17 protein-coding genes are annotated in these 19,822 nt (G+C 62.2%); 14 read left to right on the top strand and 3 right to left on the bottom strand.

All coding sequences use genetic code 11. The features are described from left to right. The first annotated feature begins 3 nt into the window (after positions 1–3). The 5 genes from DMZ65_RS13725 to trpE all read left to right on the top strand — a co-directional run bounded on the left by DMZ65_RS13725 (position 4) and on the right by trpE (position 5,855). Positions 4–606 carry a LysE family translocator gene (locus tag DMZ65_RS13725; protein ID WP_116599460.1) on the top strand — a complete coding sequence of 201 codons (603 nt, stop codon included), beginning with the start codon at positions 4–6 and terminating at the stop codon, positions 604–606. A 13-nt stretch (positions 607–619) separates the two neighbouring features. Further along, positions 620–1,123 carry a xanthine phosphoribosyltransferase gene (gpt, locus tag DMZ65_RS13720; RefSeq protein ID WP_084353467.1) on the top strand — a complete coding sequence of 168 codons (504 nt, stop codon included), beginning with the start codon at positions 620–622 and terminating at the stop codon, positions 1,121–1,123. 85 nt (positions 1,124–1,208) lie between these two features. Next, positions 1,209–2,408 carry an aminotransferase gene (locus DMZ65_RS13715; RefSeq protein ID WP_116599459.1) on the top strand — a complete coding sequence of 400 codons (1,200 nt, stop codon included), beginning with the start codon at positions 1,209–1,211 and terminating at the stop codon, positions 2,406–2,408. Between the two features lie 75 nt (positions 2,409–2,483). After that, positions 2,484–4,331: a peptidylprolyl isomerase gene (locus DMZ65_RS13710; protein WP_116599458.1), complete on the top strand. Its 1,848-nt coding sequence runs from the start codon at positions 2,484–2,486 to the stop codon at positions 4,329–4,331. Between the two features lie 12 nt (positions 4,332–4,343). After that, positions 4,344–5,855: an anthranilate synthase component I gene (gene trpE, locus DMZ65_RS13705; RefSeq protein WP_116599526.1), complete on the top strand. Its 1,512-nt coding sequence runs from the start codon at positions 4,344–4,346 to the stop codon at positions 5,853–5,855. 166 nt (positions 5,856–6,021) lie between these two features. Here trpE and DMZ65_RS13700 read toward each other — a convergent pair whose 3' ends face one another. After that, positions 6,022–8,061 carry a divergent polysaccharide deacetylase family protein gene (locus DMZ65_RS13700; protein WP_157960633.1) on the bottom strand — a complete coding sequence of 680 codons (2,040 nt, stop codon included), beginning with the start codon at positions 8,059–8,061 and terminating at the stop codon, positions 6,022–6,024. Positions 8,062–8,238: 177 nt separating this feature from the next. Here DMZ65_RS13700 and DMZ65_RS13695 point away from each other — a divergent pair, with 177 nt between their 5' ends. The 6 genes from DMZ65_RS13695 to DMZ65_RS13670 are packed head-to-tail and all read left to right on the top strand — an operon-like array spanning position 8,239 to position 12,922. Then, positions 8,239–8,820 (top strand): anthranilate synthase component II, encoded by a 582-nt coding sequence (locus tag DMZ65_RS13695; protein ID WP_116599525.1) that lies wholly within the window; start codon positions 8,239–8,241, stop codon positions 8,818–8,820. Continuing rightward, positions 8,817–9,836, top strand: a complete 1,020-nt coding sequence (trpD, locus tag DMZ65_RS13690; protein ID WP_116599456.1) for an anthranilate phosphoribosyltransferase — start codon at positions 8,817–8,819, stop codon at positions 9,834–9,836. The genes DMZ65_RS13695 and trpD overlap by 4 nt, the downstream gene beginning before the upstream one ends. Positions 9,837–9,838: 2 nt before the next feature. Beyond that, positions 9,839–10,486, top strand: coding sequence for a uracil-DNA glycosylase (locus DMZ65_RS13685; RefSeq protein WP_116599524.1), 648 nt, complete (start codon positions 9,839–9,841; stop codon positions 10,484–10,486). Continuing rightward, positions 10,483–11,286 carry an indole-3-glycerol phosphate synthase TrpC gene (gene trpC, locus DMZ65_RS13680; RefSeq protein WP_116599455.1) on the top strand — a complete coding sequence of 268 codons (804 nt, stop codon included), beginning with the start codon at positions 10,483–10,485 and terminating at the stop codon, positions 11,284–11,286. Before DMZ65_RS13685 ends, trpC begins: the two co-directional genes overlap by 4 nt. Next, a complete protein-coding gene (gene moaC / locus DMZ65_RS13675) occupies positions 11,283–11,759 on the top strand; it encodes a cyclic pyranopterin monophosphate synthase MoaC (protein WP_116599454.1) in 477 nt (158 codons plus the stop codon). Before trpC ends, moaC begins: the two co-directional genes overlap by 4 nt. After that, a complete protein-coding gene (locus DMZ65_RS13670) occupies positions 11,756–12,922 on the top strand; it encodes a molybdopterin molybdotransferase MoeA (protein ID WP_116599453.1) in 1,167 nt (388 codons plus the stop codon). The genes moaC and DMZ65_RS13670 overlap by 4 nt, the downstream gene beginning before the upstream one ends. 7 nt (positions 12,923–12,929) lie before the next feature. On the opposite strand, the gene DMZ65_RS13665 is transcribed toward DMZ65_RS13670, so the two are convergent. Together DMZ65_RS13665 and DMZ65_RS13660 are read right to left on the bottom strand one after the other, a co-directional pair. Continuing rightward, on the bottom strand, positions 12,930–13,850 hold the full coding sequence (locus DMZ65_RS13665) for an ornithine cyclodeaminase family protein (RefSeq protein ID WP_116599452.1): 921 nt from the start codon (positions 13,848–13,850) through the stop codon (positions 12,930–12,932). A gap of 71 nt (positions 13,851–13,921) precedes the next feature. Continuing rightward, complete coding sequence (locus DMZ65_RS13660) at positions 13,922–15,154, bottom strand: enolase C-terminal domain-like protein (RefSeq protein ID WP_116599451.1); 1,233 nt, start codon at positions 15,152–15,154, stop codon at positions 13,922–13,924. 451 nt (positions 15,155–15,605) lie between these two features. On the opposite strand from DMZ65_RS13660, the gene DMZ65_RS13655 reads away from it, so the two are divergent. From DMZ65_RS13655 to acs, 3 genes are all read left to right on the top strand, one after another. Continuing rightward, positions 15,606–16,448 carry an SMP-30/gluconolactonase/LRE family protein gene (locus DMZ65_RS13655; protein ID WP_157960632.1) on the top strand — a complete coding sequence of 281 codons (843 nt, stop codon included), beginning with the start codon at positions 15,606–15,608 and terminating at the stop codon, positions 16,446–16,448. Positions 16,449–16,544: 96 nt separating this feature from the next. Next, positions 16,545–17,339, top strand: a complete 795-nt coding sequence (locus DMZ65_RS13650; protein WP_116599449.1) for an NAD-dependent epimerase/dehydratase family protein — start codon at positions 16,545–16,547, stop codon at positions 17,337–17,339. 567 nt (positions 17,340–17,906) lie between these two features. After that, a partial coding sequence (gene acs, locus DMZ65_RS13645) for an acetate--CoA ligase (protein WP_438942732.1) occupies positions 17,907–19,822 on the top strand: 1,916 nt, incomplete at its 3' end.

The following is a 19,822-nucleotide window of genomic DNA, read 5'->3' as shown; positions in this document are numbered from 1 at the left end:
GCGATGGACCTCGCCCATGTGATCGCCTTCAACGTGACCCTGCTGGCGGCAATCGCCAGTCCCGGCCCCGCGATGTTGTATATCATTCGCAACACGCTGGCGCATGGCAGGCGTGTGGGACTTTTCACGGCCTGGGGTCTGGGGGTGATGGCGGCGACATGGACCTTGCTGGCGCTGTTGGGACTGGATGCGGTTTTCCAGATCGTGCCCTGGGCCTATACGGTCTGCAAGCTTGTGGGGGCGTTCTACCTGATCCATATCGCCTGGAAGACATGGCGTCATGCGCGCGCCCCGTTGGCCGACGCCCCCACCCCGCCTGCCCGGGCGTTTCTGGGCGGCGTGCTGGTCAATCTTTCCAACCCCAAATCGGTGCTGTTTTCGGCAGCCGTTCTGGTGGTGATCTTCCCCGCCGGGCTTGGCGTCGGGGACAAGGGACTGATTGTGTTCAATCACCTCGGCGTGGAGTTTCTGGTAGGGTCTGTCCTTGTCATGCTGCTCAGCACCCGCCGCATCAGCGCAGGCTACCTGCGCGCCAAATTCATTTTCGACCGTATCGCGGCCGGTGTCATGGGCCTGCTGGGCCTGCGCCTGCTGCTCAGCCGCTAATCAGGAGTTCTTAATGACCAACCAACTGCCGCACGAAAAAGGGTTTCACGTCAGCTGGGACCAGCTTCACCGCGATGCCCGCGCGCTGGCATGGCGACTGGATGGCAACGGCCCTGCGGACGGGGGGTGGCGCGCCGTGGTGGCAATCACGCGCGGCGGCATGGCACCCGCGATGATCGTCGCACGCGAGTTGGACATCCGCACCGTCGATACGATCAGCATCAAAAGCTACAACCACCAAACGCAAAGCAAGCCGCAGGTCATCAAGTCGCCCGACATGGATCTGATCGGCGACGGCACCGGTGTGCTGGTGGTGGATGATCTGGTCGATACAGGCCGCACGCTGGAAGTCGTGCGCCAGCACATGCCAAAGGCGCATATCGCCACCGTTTACGCCAAGCCGCAGGGCCGCCCGCAGGTCGACAGCTTTATCACCGAGGTCAGTCAGGACACCTGGATCTTCTTCCCCTGGGACATGGCCCTGCAATATGTGGAACCTTATCGCGGCACCGATTGAGGCGATGCATCGCCGGCAACACGCAAGCCTTGAACGACGCGGAAGCCTTGTCGTCCACAACCGCCATTCACCATAGGGAACGCAGATGAGTACGCCGCGCACGGCTGCCACCTTTCGCCCGCCGATCATGGCGGCGCGGGCATGGCTCAACGGGGTCAGCTTTCCAGCCGACCGCCCGCTGATCAATGTCAGCCAGGCCGCCCCCGTGGCCCCGCCGCCGCAAGTGCTACGCCGCGCGATGGCTGAAGCGCTGGAGGATACGACCACCCATCTTTACGGTCCCGACCTGGGCCTGCCTGCCTTGCGCTCGGAACTGGCGGCGCGCTGGTCGGACTGGTACGCAGGCACCGTTCTGCCGGAACAAGTGGGCATCACCTCTGGCTGCAATCAGGCCTTCGCGGCGGTGATCGCCTCGCTTTGCAGCGAGGGAGACGAGGTGATCCTGCCGGTGCCGTGGTATTTCAATCACAAGATGTGGCTGGATATGTCGGGCGTGCGGGCGGTGCCGCTTTCCACCGGACCGGATCTTATCCCCGACCCGCAAGCCGCCGCCGCGCTGATTACGCCCCGCACGCGGGCGATTGCGCTGGTCAGCCCGAACAACCCCACGGGCGTCGAATATCCGGCCGAGGTGATCCACGCCTTTCGCGATCTTGCACGCGCCGCCGGAATTAAGCTGATCCTTGACGAAACCTACCGCGATTTCGACAGCCGCAGTGGCGCGCCGCATGATCTTCTGCATGATCCGGACTGGGCCGACACGGTCATTGTGCTTTATTCCTTCTCCAAATCCTTCCGTCTGACGGGGCATCGCGTGGGGGCGGTGATGACCTCGCCCGCGCGTCTGGAAGAGGTCGAAAAGTTCATCGACGCGGTGACCATCTGCCCGTCGCAACTTGGTCAGCGCGCCGCCCTTTGGGGATTGCAGAACCTGACGCAATGGCTGGCGGGCGAACGGGCAGAGATCCTGTCCCGGCGTGCGGCGATTGAAACCGGCTTTCCACGGCTTGAGCCGCAGGGCTGGCGCTTGCGCGGTGTCGGTGCCTATTTCGCGTATCTGGAACATCCTTTCGCCATGCCCGCCAATGAACTTGCGCCGCTTCTGGTACGACAGGCGCATGTCCTCGCCCTGCCCGCCACGATGTTCACGCCGCCCGATGACCCCATGGGCGCGCGGCATATTCGTGTGGCCTTTGCCAATGTCGATGCGGCGGGGATTGCGGCGCTTTTTGACCGGCTGGAGGCACTGTCGCTGCCCCTTGCCCCAAACGGCGGTGCAGCGTAGACATCCGCAGCAGCGGCCGGGCCGCTTAAAAGACACCGCATCAAATGACACGGCACGAACAGGCAAGGGAAAATCATGGCTTCACCGGTGAAGAGCGTCGGAAAAACGCTGGTCTGGATCCTGATGGGTCTGCTGATCGTCGGCCTCATGGGCTTTGGCGCGATCAATTTCAGCGGCACCGTGCGATCGGTCGGCTCTGTCGGTGACAAGGAAATCGACACCAACACCTATGCCCGCGCGCTGCAAAACGAGATCCGCGCGATTGAGGCTGAACGCGGCTCTGCCTTGACCTTTGCCGATGCCCAGGCGGCGGGTGTGGACCGCGCCGTGCTGTCACGACTGGTAACAGAACGCGCGCTGGACGCCGAAGCCTCGCGGCTTGGCATCTCTGTCAGCGATGAAATTGTGGCCCGGCAATTGCGCCAGATTTCCGCCTTTCAGGGTGCTGATGGCGATTTTGACCGCGAAGCCTACCGCTTTGCCATTCAGAATGCCGGGCTGACAGAGGCGCAGTTCGAAGAACAACTGCGCGATGAGACCGCCCGCACCATGCTGCAAGCCGCCGTGCTGTCCGGCAACACGATCCCCGACGCCTATGCCGACGTAATTGTCGCCTATGCCGGCGAAACCCGTGATTTCACATGGGCGCAGCTTGACCCGGCGCTGCTGGACGGCGCATTGCCGGACCCGACCGAGGAAGAGCTGAAAACCTGGTATGACGAGAATATCGCGCTTTACACGGACGCGGCGGCCAAGGCGATCACCTATGCATGGCTGACGCCCGAAATGATCATCGACAGCGTAGAAGTGTCCGAAGACGATCTGCGCGCCGCCTATGACCGTCGCGACGCTGAATTCAATCAGCCAGAGCGTCGCCTGACCGAACGTCTGGTCTTTGCCGATGATGCGGCTGCACAGGCCGCACGCGAAAGTCTGGATGCAGGCAACACGCAATTCGAGACGCTGGTTGAAAATCGCGGTCTGGCGCTGGCCGACGTGGATATGGGGGACGTGGCCCAGGACGAGTTGGGCACCGCCGGCGAGGCCGTGTTCGGCGCAGAGGTCGGCGACATTGTCGGCCCCTTCGCCTCAAATCTCGGCCCGGCCTTGTTTCGTGTAAACGGCGTTCTGCCTGCGCAAGTCACCTCTTTCGAGGATGCGCAGCCCGCGCTGCGCGACGATCTTGCGCTGGACAATGCCCGCCGCGCTATCGAAGCGCAGATGCAGGATCTGGATGATCGGCTGGCCGGCGGCGAGACGCTGGAACAGGTCGCGAAGGCCACCGATATGCAGCTTGGTCAGGTTGACTGGCGCGGGCAAGCCGATGGCGACATCACCGGCTACGAGGCGTTCCGCACCGCCGCAGCCGCGCTTAGCGCCGAGGATTTTCCGCAGATGGATCTGCTGGGCGATGGCGGCATCTACGCCATGCGGCTCGACTCGGACATTCCGGCACAAGCCCGCCCGTTCGACGAGGTCCGCGATCAGGTCGCAGAGGATTTGCTGACGCAAACCCGGACGGAAACGCTGGCAGCAAAGGCCGAAGAGATGGCCGGACAACTGGGCGGAGACAGCACATTTGAAACCCTCGGGCTTGATCCCAGATCCGAGGCTGGCGCGACGCGCGGCGATTTCGCAGGCGGCGTGCCTCCAGAGGTGCTGCTGGCGGTGTTTGACATGGCACCGGGCGAGGCGCGCGCGGTCACGGCATCGAACAACGTGCTGCTGGTACGTCTGGACCAAATCTCGGCGGCTGATCGCGACAGCGCCGATGCGCAGGAACTGGTGACAACGCTGCGCGAGCAGGCCGGGGCGTCAATCTCGCAGGATCTGTTCCGCGCCATGGCGACGGACATCCAGTCCCGCATCGGGCTGGAACTGAACCAGCAAGCCATCAACGCGGTTCACGCGCAATTCCAGTAAGGTTCGAGAATGGTGCAACTGACCCCCGACTATGAAACTTTTGCCCGCGCCTATCAGGCCGGACAAAACCAGATTGTGCATGCTCGGTTGGCGGCAGATCTGGACACGCCGGTATCGCTGATGCTGAAGCTGACAGGTGCTGCGCGGGATGCGTTCATGCTGGAATCGGTGACCGGCGGCGAGGTGCGTGGCCGGTATTCGATGATCGGCATGAAGCCTGACCTGATCTGGCGCTGCGACGGCGAACAGAGCAGCATCAACCGGCAGGCACGCTTTGACCGCGAGAGCTTTACCCCGCTGGAGGGTCATCCGCTTGAGACACTTCGCGCCCTGATCGCCGAAAGCCGGATCGAACTGCCTGCCGATTTGCCACAGGCAGCGGCGGGGCTGTTTGGGTACCTTGGCTATGACATGATCCGGCTGGTCGAGCATTTGCCGAACGTCAATCCCGACACGCTGGGCCTGCCCGATGCGGTGCTGATGCGGCCTTCTGTCGTGGCGGTTCTGGATGGCGTCAAGGGCGAGGTCACCGTCGTGGCCCCCGCCTGGACCCGCGAAGGCCTGTCCGCGCGCGCAGCCTATGCACAGGCCGCAGAGCGGGTGATGGACGCGGTGCGCGATCTGGAACGCGCCATGCCGCAGGCCAGCCGCGATCTGGGCGAGGCCAGCGCAACCGCCGATCCGGTGTCGAATTTCACCAAGGATGCGTATAAGGCGGCGGTCGAAAAGGCCAAGGAATACATTCGCGCAGGTGACATTTTTCAGGTCGTGCCCGCGCAACGCTGGACGCAGGATTTCCCGCTTCCGCCCTTCTCGCTTTACCGGTCGCTGCGTCGCACCAATCCGTCGCCCTTCATGTTCTATTTCAACTTCGGCGATTTTCAGGTGATCGGCGCATCGCCGGAAATCCTTGTGCGGGTCTTTGGCCGTGAAGTGACCATTCGGCCAATCGCGGGGACACGCAAACGCGGTGCCACCCCCGCCGAGGACAAGGCGCTGGAGGCCGATCTGCTGGCGGACAAGAAGGAACTGGCCGAGCATCTGATGCTGCTTGATCTGGGCCGCAACGATACCGGCCGCGTGTCGAAGGTCGGCACCGTGACCCCCACCGAACAATTCATCATCGAACGCTACAGCCACGTCATGCATATCGTCTCGAACGTGGTGGGTGAATTGGACGACGATCACGACGCGCTGTCGGCCTTGCTGGCGGGACTGCCCGCGGGCACGGTGTCCGGCGCACCGAAAGTGCGCGCGATGGAGATCATCGACGAGCTGGAACCGGAAAAACGCGGTGTCTACGGCGGTGGTGTCGGCTATTTCAGCGCGGGCGGCGACATGGATATGTGCATCACCCTGCGCACGGCCGTGGTGAAGGACGAAAAGCTGTATATCCAGGCCGGCGGCGGCGTGGTCTATGACAGCGACCCGGAAGCCGAGTATCAGGAGACGGTACATAAATCCAACGCCATTCGCATGGCCGCGGAAGATGCCGCGCGCTTTACCGGGTCCGGCAACCTTTGATCAGATAGCTAGGCCCATTCGGCCAGGAATTGCGCCGCCTTCGGCGTCGCCCGGCCGCCCGGTCAGCAAAGCTGACCGGGCGGCCTTGTGTTGCGCATAAAGGGACGGTCGAAACATGACATTGGCAAAGGGTTCACGCGATCAGTTCACCACTGTGGCGTGAGGGTCAGTCCGCCAGCTGCAACAGAAAAGACGACACCGGTACGATGTCGACGGCATCCTTGGTCTGGTCCTGCATCCCCCAGAGCATCAGCGATGCCAGCGTTTCCGCACGCAGCCGACCAAGCAGAATGATCGGCTGTTCCCGGCCTGCCCGCGAGGTTGCCTGCGTTGTCGCCTGATCGAGGAACCTTCGGATCGCGGTCTGTCCCTGTCCCTGCCCGTCAAGATCCCGAAACGCTGTTGCGGCGGGCACGCCCTGTTGCACGGCAAGCAGTTGTGCGGAGTTCTGCCCGTTGGGCCGCATGACCAGCCCGTGACCGCTTTGCAGGACTGTCTGCGTCACGCGATCGGATATTGCACGCGCCCCCTGAAGGCCGGCCTGATCGCCCTCAAGCACGGCAACCACTTCTGGCAGATCGTTCAACAGCGCGTCCAAGGCACCCTCTGCGGCATTGACGCCAGCCTCTTGCGGCAGATCTGCAAGTGCCATCACCTCGTAGCCCTTTTCTCGGTAAAGCGTCATCCGCTGCCGCGCATCGGGGCTGGCGGCATCAAGCGCAAAAGTCACCGCAAAGGGAAAGCCGTCAATGGCGTCCGGCCCAAGCGGGCCTGTTCCATCATCGATGAGAATCACCGACAATAATGGCTTTTCGCCCGCAGGCTGGAAGGGCGCGCCGAAACGTTCAAGGGGCGACAGTTCCGCCAGAGCCACCGCGTTGCCGGGTAACTCTGCGCTTGCATCGGGCGCGGCGGTTTGGACTGGCTGACTGCCAATCACCGGGGCGCTCTCAGCAATCATGTCTTCTGGCGGTGCCATGCTCGGCTCTTCGGCACCCAGGTTCACATTTTCCTCAGCGCCGGTGTCTGCGCTGGCCTCAGCGCGATCGGTATCGGCTGGCGCTGGCCCCTCGTCTTGCTGTGCGTCCGACATCGTGATTGCCGGTGGTTCATCCGATGGGTCGCTATCATCCGCCTGGGTCGCTTCGACAGAGTCCATGTCACCCGCTTCGTCCGCTCCCGCATCCGCACCATCGTCGGAACCTGACCCGACGCCTTCACCGCCACCAGTTGTCGGCGCTACAGTGTCGGCAGCGTTCTCGCGGTCTGCGGGCTGTTCGTTGCCATCATCGGGAACAGATCGGGCAGTCTCTACGTCGGCAATAACCACGTCTGATGCTTCTTTCTCTTCTGCGACAGCAGCTTCCTGCGAGTCCGTCAGAACGGGCGCATCCGCAGGCTCTTCAGCTTCGGACCGGGAGCCATCAGTTGCAGCCGTCGCATCAGACACGCCCCCGGCAGTCGGCGCATCTTCGGCGCTATCCTGTGCCAACCCCGGATCGTCCTGATTCACGAAAGGTGCCGGGGCAGATGGCTCGGAAAGGCCGCTGACCGTGGCTGCCGGGGGCGTGTCGATTGCCGCAGGCGGCGTGGTATCCTCGGCCGTAGGTGGCGCGGGCTGGGCCGGCGCATCGAACATCGCGACACCGGCGTTCGGGCGCCACGGTTGTGGCACCGGTCCACCGTTGATCGCTTCGGCCCGCATGCTTTGGACGAACACGCCGTCATCAGTTGCGTCTTCAGGCGGGGTAAGACCGTTCAGGCGTTCCTCTACAAGAGATGCCGGAGGATTTGCAGGTTCAGTGGATACCGTCAGGCGCGTCTCTGCCTCAGGTGTCGCAGGCGCGGCCGATGGCTCCACGGCGACCGGGGCCGGCGTTTCGGACTGCACTGTCACAGCACCGCTTGATACCCCGGCATCAGGCGCGGTCATCGCATTTGCACCCATGTCCGGCGAAGGTGCCGCCACCGGCATCGTGTCGGCATCGGCAAGCCGCGCCAGGTCATCCGGCACCGGCGCAGTGATCCGGGGGGCTTCTCCGGCCGGGCCACTTGTCTCTGACGCGGGGCGCGTGGCGGCACGGTCATCGCGGACATCGTCAAAGGCGGACCCGGCAGGAACCTCGACGGCGACAACCTCTGGGCGTTGCGGCTGCGGCATTCCGACAGCCAACGACAAGGCCCCTGCCCCGGCGACGGCGGTCACGGTGCCTAACACTGCTCCGGAGAGAAAACCCTTTGCCACTTTACTGCCCTCTCGTTGTCCTTCATGGCCGCACATGGGCCTGCGACGTAGCCAAGCCCTTGACGCTGCCTGCCAAGCCAGAGCATGTATACCGCGACCAAGGCCCCGGCCACCAGCCCCAGACAGGGAAATCGACCCATGCTGATGCTCATCGATAACTACGACAGCTTCACCTATAACCTCGTCCACTATCTGGGCGAATTGGGCGCGGATGTGAAGGTCTGGCGCAATGACGCGCTGGATGTGCAGCAGGCCATGGCGCTGAAACCGGCGGGCATCCTGCTGTCCCCCGGCCCCGGCACGCCCGATCAGGCGGGGATCTGCCTGTCGATGGTGCTGGCGGCGGCGGAAACCCGCACACCCTTGATGGGGGTTTGCCTAGGCCACCAATCCATCGGGCAGGCCTTTGGCGGCCAGGTCGTGCGCTGCCACGAGATCGTGCATGGCAAGATGGGCGCAATGCAACATGCGGGCAAAGGTGTGTTCGCAGGCCTGCCCTCGCCCTTTGACGCGACGCGCTATCATTCGCTGGTGGTGGACCGGGACACGCTGCCCGAGGAATTGGAAATCACGGCTGAGTTGGAGGATGGGACCATCATGGGTCTGCAACACAAGACGCTGCCGATCCACGGCGTACAGTTCCATCCGGAATCGATTGCGTCCGAACATGGCCATGCCCTGCTGCAAAATTTCGTGAAGGAACTGAAGGTGCCCGCATGAGTGACGCGCTCAAGCCCCTGATCGGGGCCGCCCCGGATCGCGCGCTGACCGAAACAGAGGCGCATCAGGCTTTCGAGATCCTGTTCGAGGGCGAGGCCACCCCGGCCCAGATCGGCGGGTTGCTGATGGCGCTGCGCACTCGTGGCGAAACGGTCGAGGAATATGCCGCCGCCGCCGGCGTCATGCGCGCCAAGTGTCACAAGGTTCGCGCGCCCGAAGGTGCGATAGACATTGTCGGCACCGGCGGCGACGGCAAAGGCACGCTGAACATTTCGACCGCGACGGCCTTTGTGGTGGCCGGTGCGGGTGTCGTGGTCGCCAAGCATGGCAACCGCAACCTGTCGTCGAAATCGGGCGCGGCGGACGCGTTGGGCCAGATGGGCGTCAACGTGATGATCGGCGTGGAAACCGTTGAAAAGGCTCTGAAAGAAGCGGGCATCTGTTTTATGATGGCCCCCATGCATCACCCTGCCATGGCCCATGTCGGTCCGGTGCGGGCCGAGCTTGGCACCCGCACGATGTTCAACATTCTCGGGCCGTTGACCAACCCGGCAAGCGTGAAACGGCAGTTGACCGGGGCTTTCACCCGCGACCTGATCCGCCCGATGGCAGAGACGTTGGCCAAGCTGGGTTCCGAACGCGCCTGGCTGGTACACGGCTCTGACGGCACGGATGAGTTGACCATAACCGGTGTTAGCTGGGTGGCGGCACTGGAAGAGGACGGCACGATCCGCGAATCGGAACTGCATCCCGAGGATGCGGGCCTGCCCGTGCATCCGTTCGACGACATTATCGGCGGCACGCCAGAAGAAAACGGCGTGGCGTTCCGCGCCCTGCTGGACGGCGCGCCGTCGGCTTACCGCGACGCGGTGCTGCTGAACGCCGCCGCAGCACTGGTCGTGGCTGGCAAGGCTAGCGATCTGCGCGAAGGCGTGGCCATGGCCTGCGAGAGTATCGACAGCGGTGCCGCAAAGGCGCGGATTGAGGCGCTCGCCCGCATCACCCAAGCCACCTGATGATGTTGCACCCGCCCCCTGCTTGGGCACATCTGCCATTTTTTACCACGACATCGCCGGGGATTGCCGCCGCTTTGGAAACAGAGACCCGGCAGATCCTGCCACCCGAAGATCTGATCTTTGCCGCGCTTGACGCCTGCGCGCCCGATGACACCCGTGTGGTGATCCTTGGCCAGGATCCGTACCCGACACCCGGCCACGCCCACGGATTGTCTTTCTCGGTCGAACCGGATGTACGACCGCTGCCTCGATCTCTCTCAAATATTTTCAAAGAGTTGCAAGACGATCTTGATGCATCCCCTTCGGATGGCGACCTGCGGTTCTGGGCGCGGCAGGGCGTGCTGTTGCTCAACACGGCGCTGACGGTGCCTGCGGGCAATGCGGGTGGCCACGCGAAACTGGGTTGGTCGACCCTGACGCGACAGGTGCTCGCAGAACTGGACAAATCGCCCCGTGCCTTCATCCTGTGGGGCAAGCATGCGCAGGGGTTTGCCGACACCCTGACCAGTGCGGAACATCTGATCCTGCGCAGCCCGCACCCTTCGCCGCTATCGGCCAGACGCGGCTTTTTCGGCTCGCGCCCCTTTTCCAAAGTCAATGACTGGCTTAAGGCAAGGGGTGAGACACAGATCAACTGGACGACGCAATGACCCGGACCATCCTCGACAAGATCAAAGCCTACAAGCTGGAAGAAGTCGCCGCCGACAAAGCCGCCACGCCGCTTGTCGCTGTTGAGGACGCCGCCCGCGCAGCACCGCCCGTGCGTCCCTTTGCCGAAGCACTGCGTAAAGCGTCGCAAACCGGCTACGGTCTGATCGCCGAGGTCAAGAAAGCCTCGCCCTCCAAAGGCCTGATCCGCGCGGATTTCCACCCCGCCACGCTGGCCAAGGCGTATGAGGATGGCGGTGCCACCTGCCTGTCCGTTCTGACCGACACGCCCAGCTTTCAGGGTGCCAAGGATTTCCTGACCGAGGCCCGCCGCGCCACGGCCCTGCCCGCGCTGCGCAAGGATTTCATGTATGACACCTATCAGGTGGCCGAAGCCCGCGCGCTGCACGCCGATTGCATCCTGATCATCATGGCCAGCGTGTCCGACGCGCAAGCGGCAGAGCTGGAGGACGCCGCGCATCACTGGGGCATGGACGCGCTGATAGAGGTGCATGACGCCCCGGAACTGGACCGCGCGCTACGGCTGAAATCGGCGCTGATCGGGGTGAACAACCGCAACCTCAAGACGTTTGAGACCTCGCTGGACACCACGCGCACACTTTCGAAACGCGTGCCGGAGGACCGCCTGCTGATCTCTGAATCCGGGCTGAACACAGGCGAGGATCTGGCCGACATGGCCTCCTACGGGGCCCGCACCTTCCTGATCGGCGAAAGCCTGATGCGGCAGGCGGATGTGGCGACCGCGACCCGGCAGCTTCTGTCAGATCCGGTATCGGCATGAGCGGCCTGACCCATTTCGACGCCAAGGGCGATGCCCATATGGTTGATGTCTCGGACAAACCCGTGACGGCGCGCGTGGCCGTGGCAGAGGGCCATGTGCTGATGACGCGCGAGACCTTTGACATCATCACCGAAGGCCGCGCCAAAAAAGGCGACGTGATCGGCGTGGCCCGGCTGGCGGGCATCATGGGGGCCAAGAAAACGCCCGACCTGATCCCGCTGTGCCATCCCCTGCCTGTCACGAAGGTCGCGGTCGAGATCACGCCCGATGCGGACCTGCCCGGCCTGCGGATCGAAGCCACCGTCAAGACCACCGGACAGACCGGCGTGGAGATGGAGGCCCTGACCGCCGTCAGCACCGCCGCGCTGACGATCTATGACATGGCCAAGGCCGTGGACAAGACGATGCAGATCGGCGGCATTCGCGTTGTGTTGAAAGACGGCGGAAAATCCGGCCGGTACGACGCGACATGATCCCCGTTTCAGAAGCGCTTGACCGGCTGTTTTCGCGCGCCCCCACACTGCCCGTTGAAGAGATCCCCTTGATCGAGGCAAACGGCCGCGTCCTGGCGCGTACGGTTTCTGCGACACGCAATCAGCCGCCATTTTCAGCCTCTGCGATGGATGGCTATGCGGTTGTCGCGGCAGCCCCCGGCGACAGCTTTACGGTGATCGGCGAAGCGGCGGCCGGATCGCGCTTTGACGGCCCGGTTGGGCCGGGCGAGGCTGTGCGCATCTTCACCGGCGCGCCCGTCCCCCAAGGTGCCACCCGCATTGTGATCCAGGAAGATGTGACGCGCGATGGCGATGTCATCACCGTCACAGAGGGGTTGGACAAGGGACCGCATATCCGCGCCGAAGGCGATGACTTTCGAGTAGGACAGACCATCGACGCCTCCGTGCGGCTGACGCCCGCTCTTGTCGCTTTTCTGGCCTCAATGAACGTGGCGCAGGTGCCTGTGACCCGTCGGCCAGAGGTGGCGGTCCTGTCCACGGGCGACGAGTTGGTGATGCCCGGCGAAGTCCCCGGCCCGGATCAGATCATCGCATCCAATACGTTCGGCCTGCATGCGCTGCTGCGCGATCTGGGTGCCCGGCCGCGACTGTTACCGTTGGCCCGCGATGATGAGGCCTCTTTGCGCACTGCCTTTGATCTTGCCCAAGACGCGGATCTGGTGGTGACGATCGGTGGTGCGTCAGTTGGTGATCACGATCTTGTTGGCAAGGTGGCGGGCGACCTGGGCATGGACCGCGCGTTTTACAAAGTGGCGATGCGGCCCGGCAAACCGCTGATGGCAGGGACATTGAACGGCGCGATGATGATCGGACTGCCCGGCAATCCCGTCTCGGCCATGGTTTGCGGACATGTTTTCGTGGCCCCGGTGATCCGGGCCATGCTGGGCCTGCCCCGCGCGCAAGCCCTGCGCAAGCAAACCGTTCTGGCCCAATCCCAGCCTGCCAACGGCCCGCGCGAACATTACATGCGGGCGCGGCTGACAGAAAACGGCATTCTGCCCGACCAGCGGCAAGATAGCTCCTTGTTGTCCGTTCTGGGCCTGTCAGACGCGTTGTTGGTGCGTCCTCCGCATGATCCGGCGCGCGATGCGGGCGATCCGGTGGAGTACATTCCGCTCTGATCCGGCCTCAGACAACCGAAGCGATATAGCGCGCCATCATCAGGTCAAGATGCGCGCCGCCGCCGTTTTTGAACACGGTGATCTGATCGCTACTCGTGCGCCCCGGCGCGCCGCCCACAAGATCATAGAAGTCGCCCAGAACATCGCTTTCGGCCAATGCGCCAGAGGCAAGCGGCATGATCAACTCGCCGATATGGTGCAGGGTCGTGTCGCGATTATCGACAAACACGCTTGCCTTGCGCATCAGCGCATCATCCGCCTCGCGCATATCCGCCTTGAAGGCACCGATCAGATCGACATGTGTGCCCGGCGCGATCCAATCGCCCAGCAATATCGGCGCGCGTGCCATCGTGGCGGTCGAGATGATGTCGGCCTGCCCGGCCGCCGCCTGCAAGTCCTGCACAGCCTCGACATCAAATCCTTCCGTCTGCATCTTGGCAACCAGCGCCTCTGCCTGCTCGCCCCGGCGCGCCCAGACCTGAATACTGTCCAATCCCGAAAACCCGGCGGAATAGGCGCGCACCAGCGAGGCCGCGACCGTACCCGCCCCCACGATCAGCAACCGCCTGGCGTCCGGCCGGGCCAGAAGCCGCGCACCCAGAACGCTGTCGGCTGCGGTTTTCCATTCGGTGACAAGACGGCTTTCGATGATGGCGCGCAGCTGACCGTCCTCGGGCGCAAAAAGGAACATTGCGCCTTGTACTGTCGGCAAGCCGCGCCGCGCGTTGGCACCGAAGACCGTCACTGCCTTCGCGCCATAACCCAAGCCTTCGATATAGGCCCCCCGGTTCAGCAAGGTCGCGTCTGACGGGCCAAGGAACATATCGTCAAGCTCTGGTTTTGGCGCTTTGTGGCCCTCGTTCAACGCCTGAATGGCATCCGGCCAGGACAGATGTGCATTGACGGCGTCATAGGTGATGTGCTGCATTTGTATCGTCTTTCGTTCCGGCAAATATCGCCTACAAGCCGTTGGCATGTCGGGCCTTTTCGATCAGAGGTTCAGAAGCGCGGATGCGCGTATTGCCAGTCGGGAAGGTGTTTGCGCATCTCGCTTGCATCGTCACGCTCTGTATAGCCGCAATCGAGATAATTCTGATGCAACCGTTTCAGGGCATCGCGGTCCAGCGTCACCCCCAGCCCCGGCCCTTCGGGCAGCGTCAGCGCGCCCTTGTCAAAGCGCAGCTTTCCGCCCTCGATCACCTCATCCGTCTGCCACGGGTAATGCGTGTCGCAGTCATAACTCAGATGCGGCAAGGACACGGCAAGATGCGCCATCGCCGCCAGGCTGATACCCAAATGCGAGTTTGAATGCATCGACAAGCCGACACCCCAGATCGCGCAGATCCGTGCCAATTCGCGTGTCGCCTGTAGCCCGCCCCAATAATGATGGTCAGACAGGATCACCTGCGCGGCTTTGCGCGAAATCCCCTCGGGCAAATCCGCGTCGCTGGTAATGCACATGCTTGTGGCCAGCGGAATTTCCGTTGCTGCCTGTACGGTTGCCATGGCCGGAATGCCATGCGTCGGATCCTCCAGATACTGCACCAGCCCATCAAGCCTTGGCAGCAGGTCCAACGTGGTATGAAGATGCCAGCCACCATTCGGATCAAGCCGTAACGGCGCATTCGGGAACGCCTCGCGCAAGGCCTCCAGCCCGGCGATTTCTTCGTCGGGGGGCAGAACGCCGGCCTTGACCTTGAAGGACCGGAACCCGTGTTGATCGACAAGGGTGTGGGCCTCGTTGACCAATTGTTCAGGCGTGGCCACCTCGCCCCACATATCGGCGGTGTCGCGGCCTGCGTGTTTGGCGAACTTGTAAAACAGATAGGCCGAAAATGGGGCGGTCTTGCGCATTTGTCCGCCCAACAGGTCGCAGACCCGCCGATCAGTGGCCTTGCCATACGCGTCCCACATCGCAACCTCGATCCCGGCAACCACGCGCAGTTGCACCCGGGGATCGGGCATCGGCCAAAGCGCACGCCGCGCATGGGCCCATAGCCCGTTGAGATCGGTCACATCCATCCCGATCAATCGCGGGGCGAGGTCCGTCATCCCGTCCAGCAGCTCTTTGCCGGCATGCGTCTCGCCCAAGCCCACGATGCCGCCTTCCGTCTCCACCTCGACGATGGAACGCAACGCATAGGGCTGGTGGCAGCCAGCGTTGTTGCGCAGCGGCGGATCGGAAAAGGCAATTGGCGTGACGCGAATGTCGGCGATGCGGGTGTCGGTCAAGGGAGCCTCTATTTGTTACATGTTTCAGGTCCTGCCCCGCCCCCACAGCATATGCAGAGAGGCGCAAGTCAGTCACGTCACCATTCAGCGGTCGACGCAGTCCCAATGCAAGTCGGCCTCATCATAGTCGACAAAGGGAGGGTAGAGTCCACACCCGGCAGAACGTGATGCGATAAATTGTCAAGACAAGCGCCGCCCGCACACCGGTTGGGGATGGTGGCGGTGGGCGCATCTTGCAGGGTGGCCCGTCACGGCTGAGAACCTGAGTTGTCCTTGGACGTATAGCATGCCATTTCTGGGCAACCGCAAGGATCAAACACGTCGGAAACACTGCCAGATCACGTCGGCGATCCGGCACGATGATTTCTTACCCGGCGGCGTTGCTCGCCAAAGACCGTATCCACAATGAGGCTTTGTCATGCAAATTGAATGTGTAGTCCCCAGCCGCAGCATGATTGGCGAAGGTGCCGTCTGGGACGACCGCGCACAGGTGCTGTGGTGGGTGGATATCTCCGCCGGGCTGATCCACCGCTATGATCCCGTGACGCGCGAAAACACCGCGCAGGAATTTGGTGAACCGGTTGGTTGTCTGGCAGTCCGGGAGGCAGGCGGGCTTGTGCTGGCCACCAAATCGGGCTTCTGGCTTTACGACCCGGATAGCGGTCGACGCGACCATATCTCTGACCCCGAAGCGCATCTGCCAGATAACCGGTTCAACGACGGTGCCACCGACGCGCAGGGCAGGTTCTGGGCCGGTTCGATGAAAGACGGCGGCGCGCCGCAACCGATGGGTCGGTTTTATTGTCTGGATGCAGACCGTATCGTTCACCCTTGGAAAAGTGGCATTTATACGACCAACGGCCTTGCCTTTTCTCCCGATGGGCAAACCATGTATTTCTCCGACAGCAATGCGCGGGTCCGTACGGTCTGGGCCTGCGACTACGACACCGCGACCGGAACGCCCGGCCCGGCGCGCGTGTTCTTCGACACACGCAACGTTGCCGGTCGGCCCGATGGCGGCACGGTCGATTCCGAAGGCTGTTACTGGATGGCTGGCGTCAGCGGGTGGCAGGTCTACCGGATTTCTCCCGAGGGCGAGATACTTCTGACCATAGACATGCCGGTTGAAAAACCCACCAAACCGATGTTCGGTGGCAAGGATCTGGACATCCTTTTTGTCACCTCGATCGGCGCAGACCTGACCGAAGGGACAGATCAACCCCAGGCTGGCGGGCTGTTCGCCATCACTGGTCTGGGCGCGACCGGCCTGCCGCAAAAGCGTTTTGCCGGATAAGGTTCAAAGGATTGCGGCATCGCCGCAACCGTACAGGCAAACTTCGATCTGCGTTGCAGGCCTTCGGGCAGTCGGAAATAATTGAAGGACAATGCCATGAAAAGACTACTGATCACCGGCGCGGCAGGAGGGCTGGGATCTGTCTTGCGCAGCAAGCTGGCGCATCTGGCCGATACGCTGCGCCTGTCGGACATCGCGGATCTGGGCAAAGCCGGTCCGAATGAAGAATTGATGCCCTGCGACCTCAGTGACAAGACCGCAGTCGAGGCACTCGTCAAGGGCTGTGACGGTATTGTGCATCTTGGTGGGCGTTCTATCGAGGACAGTTGGAACGTGATCAGTTCCGCCAATATTGACGGCGTTTTCAACCTGTATGAAGCCGCGCGCAAACAAGGCTGCAATCGGATCGTCTTTGCCAGTTCCAACCACGCAATCGGGTACTATCCGCAAAATGAGCGACTTGATTCCGATGCCTACCCGCGGCCGGACAGCCTTTACGGTGTATCCAAAGTGTTCGGTGAGGCGCTCGCCAATATGTACCACGACAAGTTCGGGATCGAGACCGCCATCCTGCGCATCGGAAGCTGCTTGCCCGAACCTTCCGATCACAGGCACCTGTCCACCTGGCTAAGCCAAGACGATTTCGTTCGGCTGATCGAACGGGTCTTTGCGATCTCCAGACTGGGATGCCCGGTAGTCTACGGCGCGTCTGACAATGACGCCGGTTGGTGGGATAACGCCAAAGTCGGCTACCTGGGCTGGAAACCGCAAGACAACTCTGAAGACTACAGGCCGACGATTGATGCCAATAAGGCGCGGCCCGCTCCGGATACGCCGGAAGTGCGGTTTCAGGGCGGTGTCTTCACCGCTGAGGGCATCCACGAAGACTAGGACGCCCCTTCCCGGTTTTCAGACCACGCCCAAAGCCCCTCGCAGGCGTTTTGACAATTGTTTTCGAGAAGGCTCTTGGGTCTTTTCGATGTCGACACACATCGCAATGATTGTGCAGAGAACTCAGCGAGAGAATCACCTGCGACGCAGGCTTAGGTTGAACGTCTTGAGCGGCGGTCCATCAGCAGGCGCTGACGGCATACAACAGCATACTGAAACATTTTGCCGCACCCCATGATGGACCTCCCGTCCCGATGATTGCGCTACCGTTAATTTTCACTGAACTACGCAAAATCAAGAGAGTGCTGATTCACAGGGATTTCCTTAAGGTCAGGCAAATATTTTTACAGATTTGCGCGCCTTCGTGAAAATAATTTACAGTAAAACTGTTATTTTTCTGATACTTGTTTAATTATTTTCGTATCACGGTATATTTACTGCAACAGACAGACCCGATCTTCAGTCGCGAAATTGACCAGGATCGAGCCACGAAATGCTTCACTCAGGGAGGAGCCTCTGATGACCAAACAAACCTCAACCGAAACTGCGACCACCTATCCTCCGTCGATGGATTTGTCTGAGAATGCGCATGTTGATGCGTCGGGGTATGAGCGGCGTTATGCGGCGTCTGTTTCGGATCCGGAGGCGTTCTGGGCGGAGGAAGGCAAGCGGGTTGACTGGATCAAGCCGTATACCAAGGTGAAGGAGACGGATTTCACGCTTGGCAATGTCTCGATCAACTGGTTCGCCGATGGCACGCTGAACGTGGCGGCCAATTGCGTCGATCGGCATCTGGCGACGCGCGGCGATCAGACCGCGATCATCTTCGAGCCGGACAACCCCGAGGAAGACGCCAGGCACATCACCTATCGCCAGCTGCACGGGCATGTGTGCCGCATGGCCAATATCCTTGAAACGCTGGGCGTGCGCCGCGGCGACCGGGTGGTGATCTACCTGCCGATGATCCCCGAGGCCGCCTATGCCATGCTGGCCTGCGCGCGGATCGGTGCGATCCATTCCATCGTCTTCGCGGGCTTTTCCCCCGATGCGCTGGCCGCACGCGTCAATGGCTGCGACGCCAAACTTGTCATCACCGCCGACGAGGCTCCGCGCGGTGGCCGCAAGACCGCGCTGAAATCCAATGCCGACGCCGCCCTGCTGCATTGCAAGGACAGTGTGAAATGCCTGGTGGTCAAGCGCACCGGCGGGCAGACCACCTGGATCGACGAGCGTGACTTTGACTATAACGAGATGGCGCTTGAAGCCTCCGATGTCAGCCGGCCCGCCGAAATGGGGGCCGAGGATCCTTTGTTCATTCTGTATACCTCCGGGTCGACGGGTCAGCCGAAAGGAGTTGTGCACACAACAGGTGGATATTTGGTTTACGCCGCCATGACCCATGAAATCGTGTTCGATTACCACGAGGGCGATGTCTTTTGGTGCACGGCAGATGTTGGGTGGGTGACGGGCCACTCATACATCATCTATGGGCCCCTGGCCAATGGTGCCACCACTGTCATGTTCGAGGGCGTGCCGACATATCCCGATGCCAGCCGGTTCTGGCAGGTCTGCGAGAAGCATAAGGTGAACCAGTTCTACACCGCGCCGACGGCGATTCGCGCGCTGATGGGACAGGGTAACGATTTCGTAACCGGTGCCGATCTATCGTCGCTGCGAATCCTTGGGACGGTGGGCGAACCGATCAACCCCGAGGCCTGGAACTGGTATAATGACGTGGTGGGTCAGGGCCGCTGCCCGATCGTCGATACCTGGTGGCAGACCGAAACCGGCGGGCACCTGCTGACGCCGCTGCCCGGCGCGCATGCGACCAAACCGGGTGCCGCGATGAAGCCGTTTTTCGGCGTGGTGCCGGTGGTGCTGGACCCGCAGACGGGCGAGGAAATCGATACCAGCCCGACCGAAGGTGTGCTGGCGTTGAAAGACAGCTGGCCGGGCCAGATGCGCACCATCTGGGGTGACCATGAGCGGTTCGAGAAGACCTATTTCTCGGATTACAAAGGCTATTATTTCTCGGGCGATGGCTGTCGCCGCGACGCGGATGGCGATTACTGGATCACCGGGCGCGTCGATGACGTGATCAACGTGTCGGGCCACCGGATGGGCACGGCAGAGGTTGAATCGGCGCTGGTCGCCCATGCCAAGGTGGCCGAGGCCGCCGTGGTCGGCTATCCGCACACGATCAAGGGCCAGGGCATCTATTGCTATGTCACCCTGATGAACGGGATCGAGCCGTCCGACGAGCTGATGAAAGAGCTGCGCACATGGGTCCGCACCGAGATCGGCCCCATCGCCAGCCCCGACCTCATCCAATGGGCCCCCGGCCTGCCCAAGACACGCTCCGGCAAGATCATGCGCCGCATCCTGCGCAAAATCGCCGAAAACGACTACGGATCCCTCGGCGACACATCAACACTCGCAGACCCAACCGTCGTCAACGACCTCATCGATAACAGAATGAACCG

This window comes from Primorskyibacter marinus, assembly GCF_003313245.1.
Classification (GTDB): domain Bacteria; phylum Pseudomonadota; class Alphaproteobacteria; order Rhodobacterales; family Rhodobacteraceae; genus Primorskyibacter; species Primorskyibacter marinus.
This window is presented reverse-complemented; position numbering and strand designations above follow the sequence as displayed.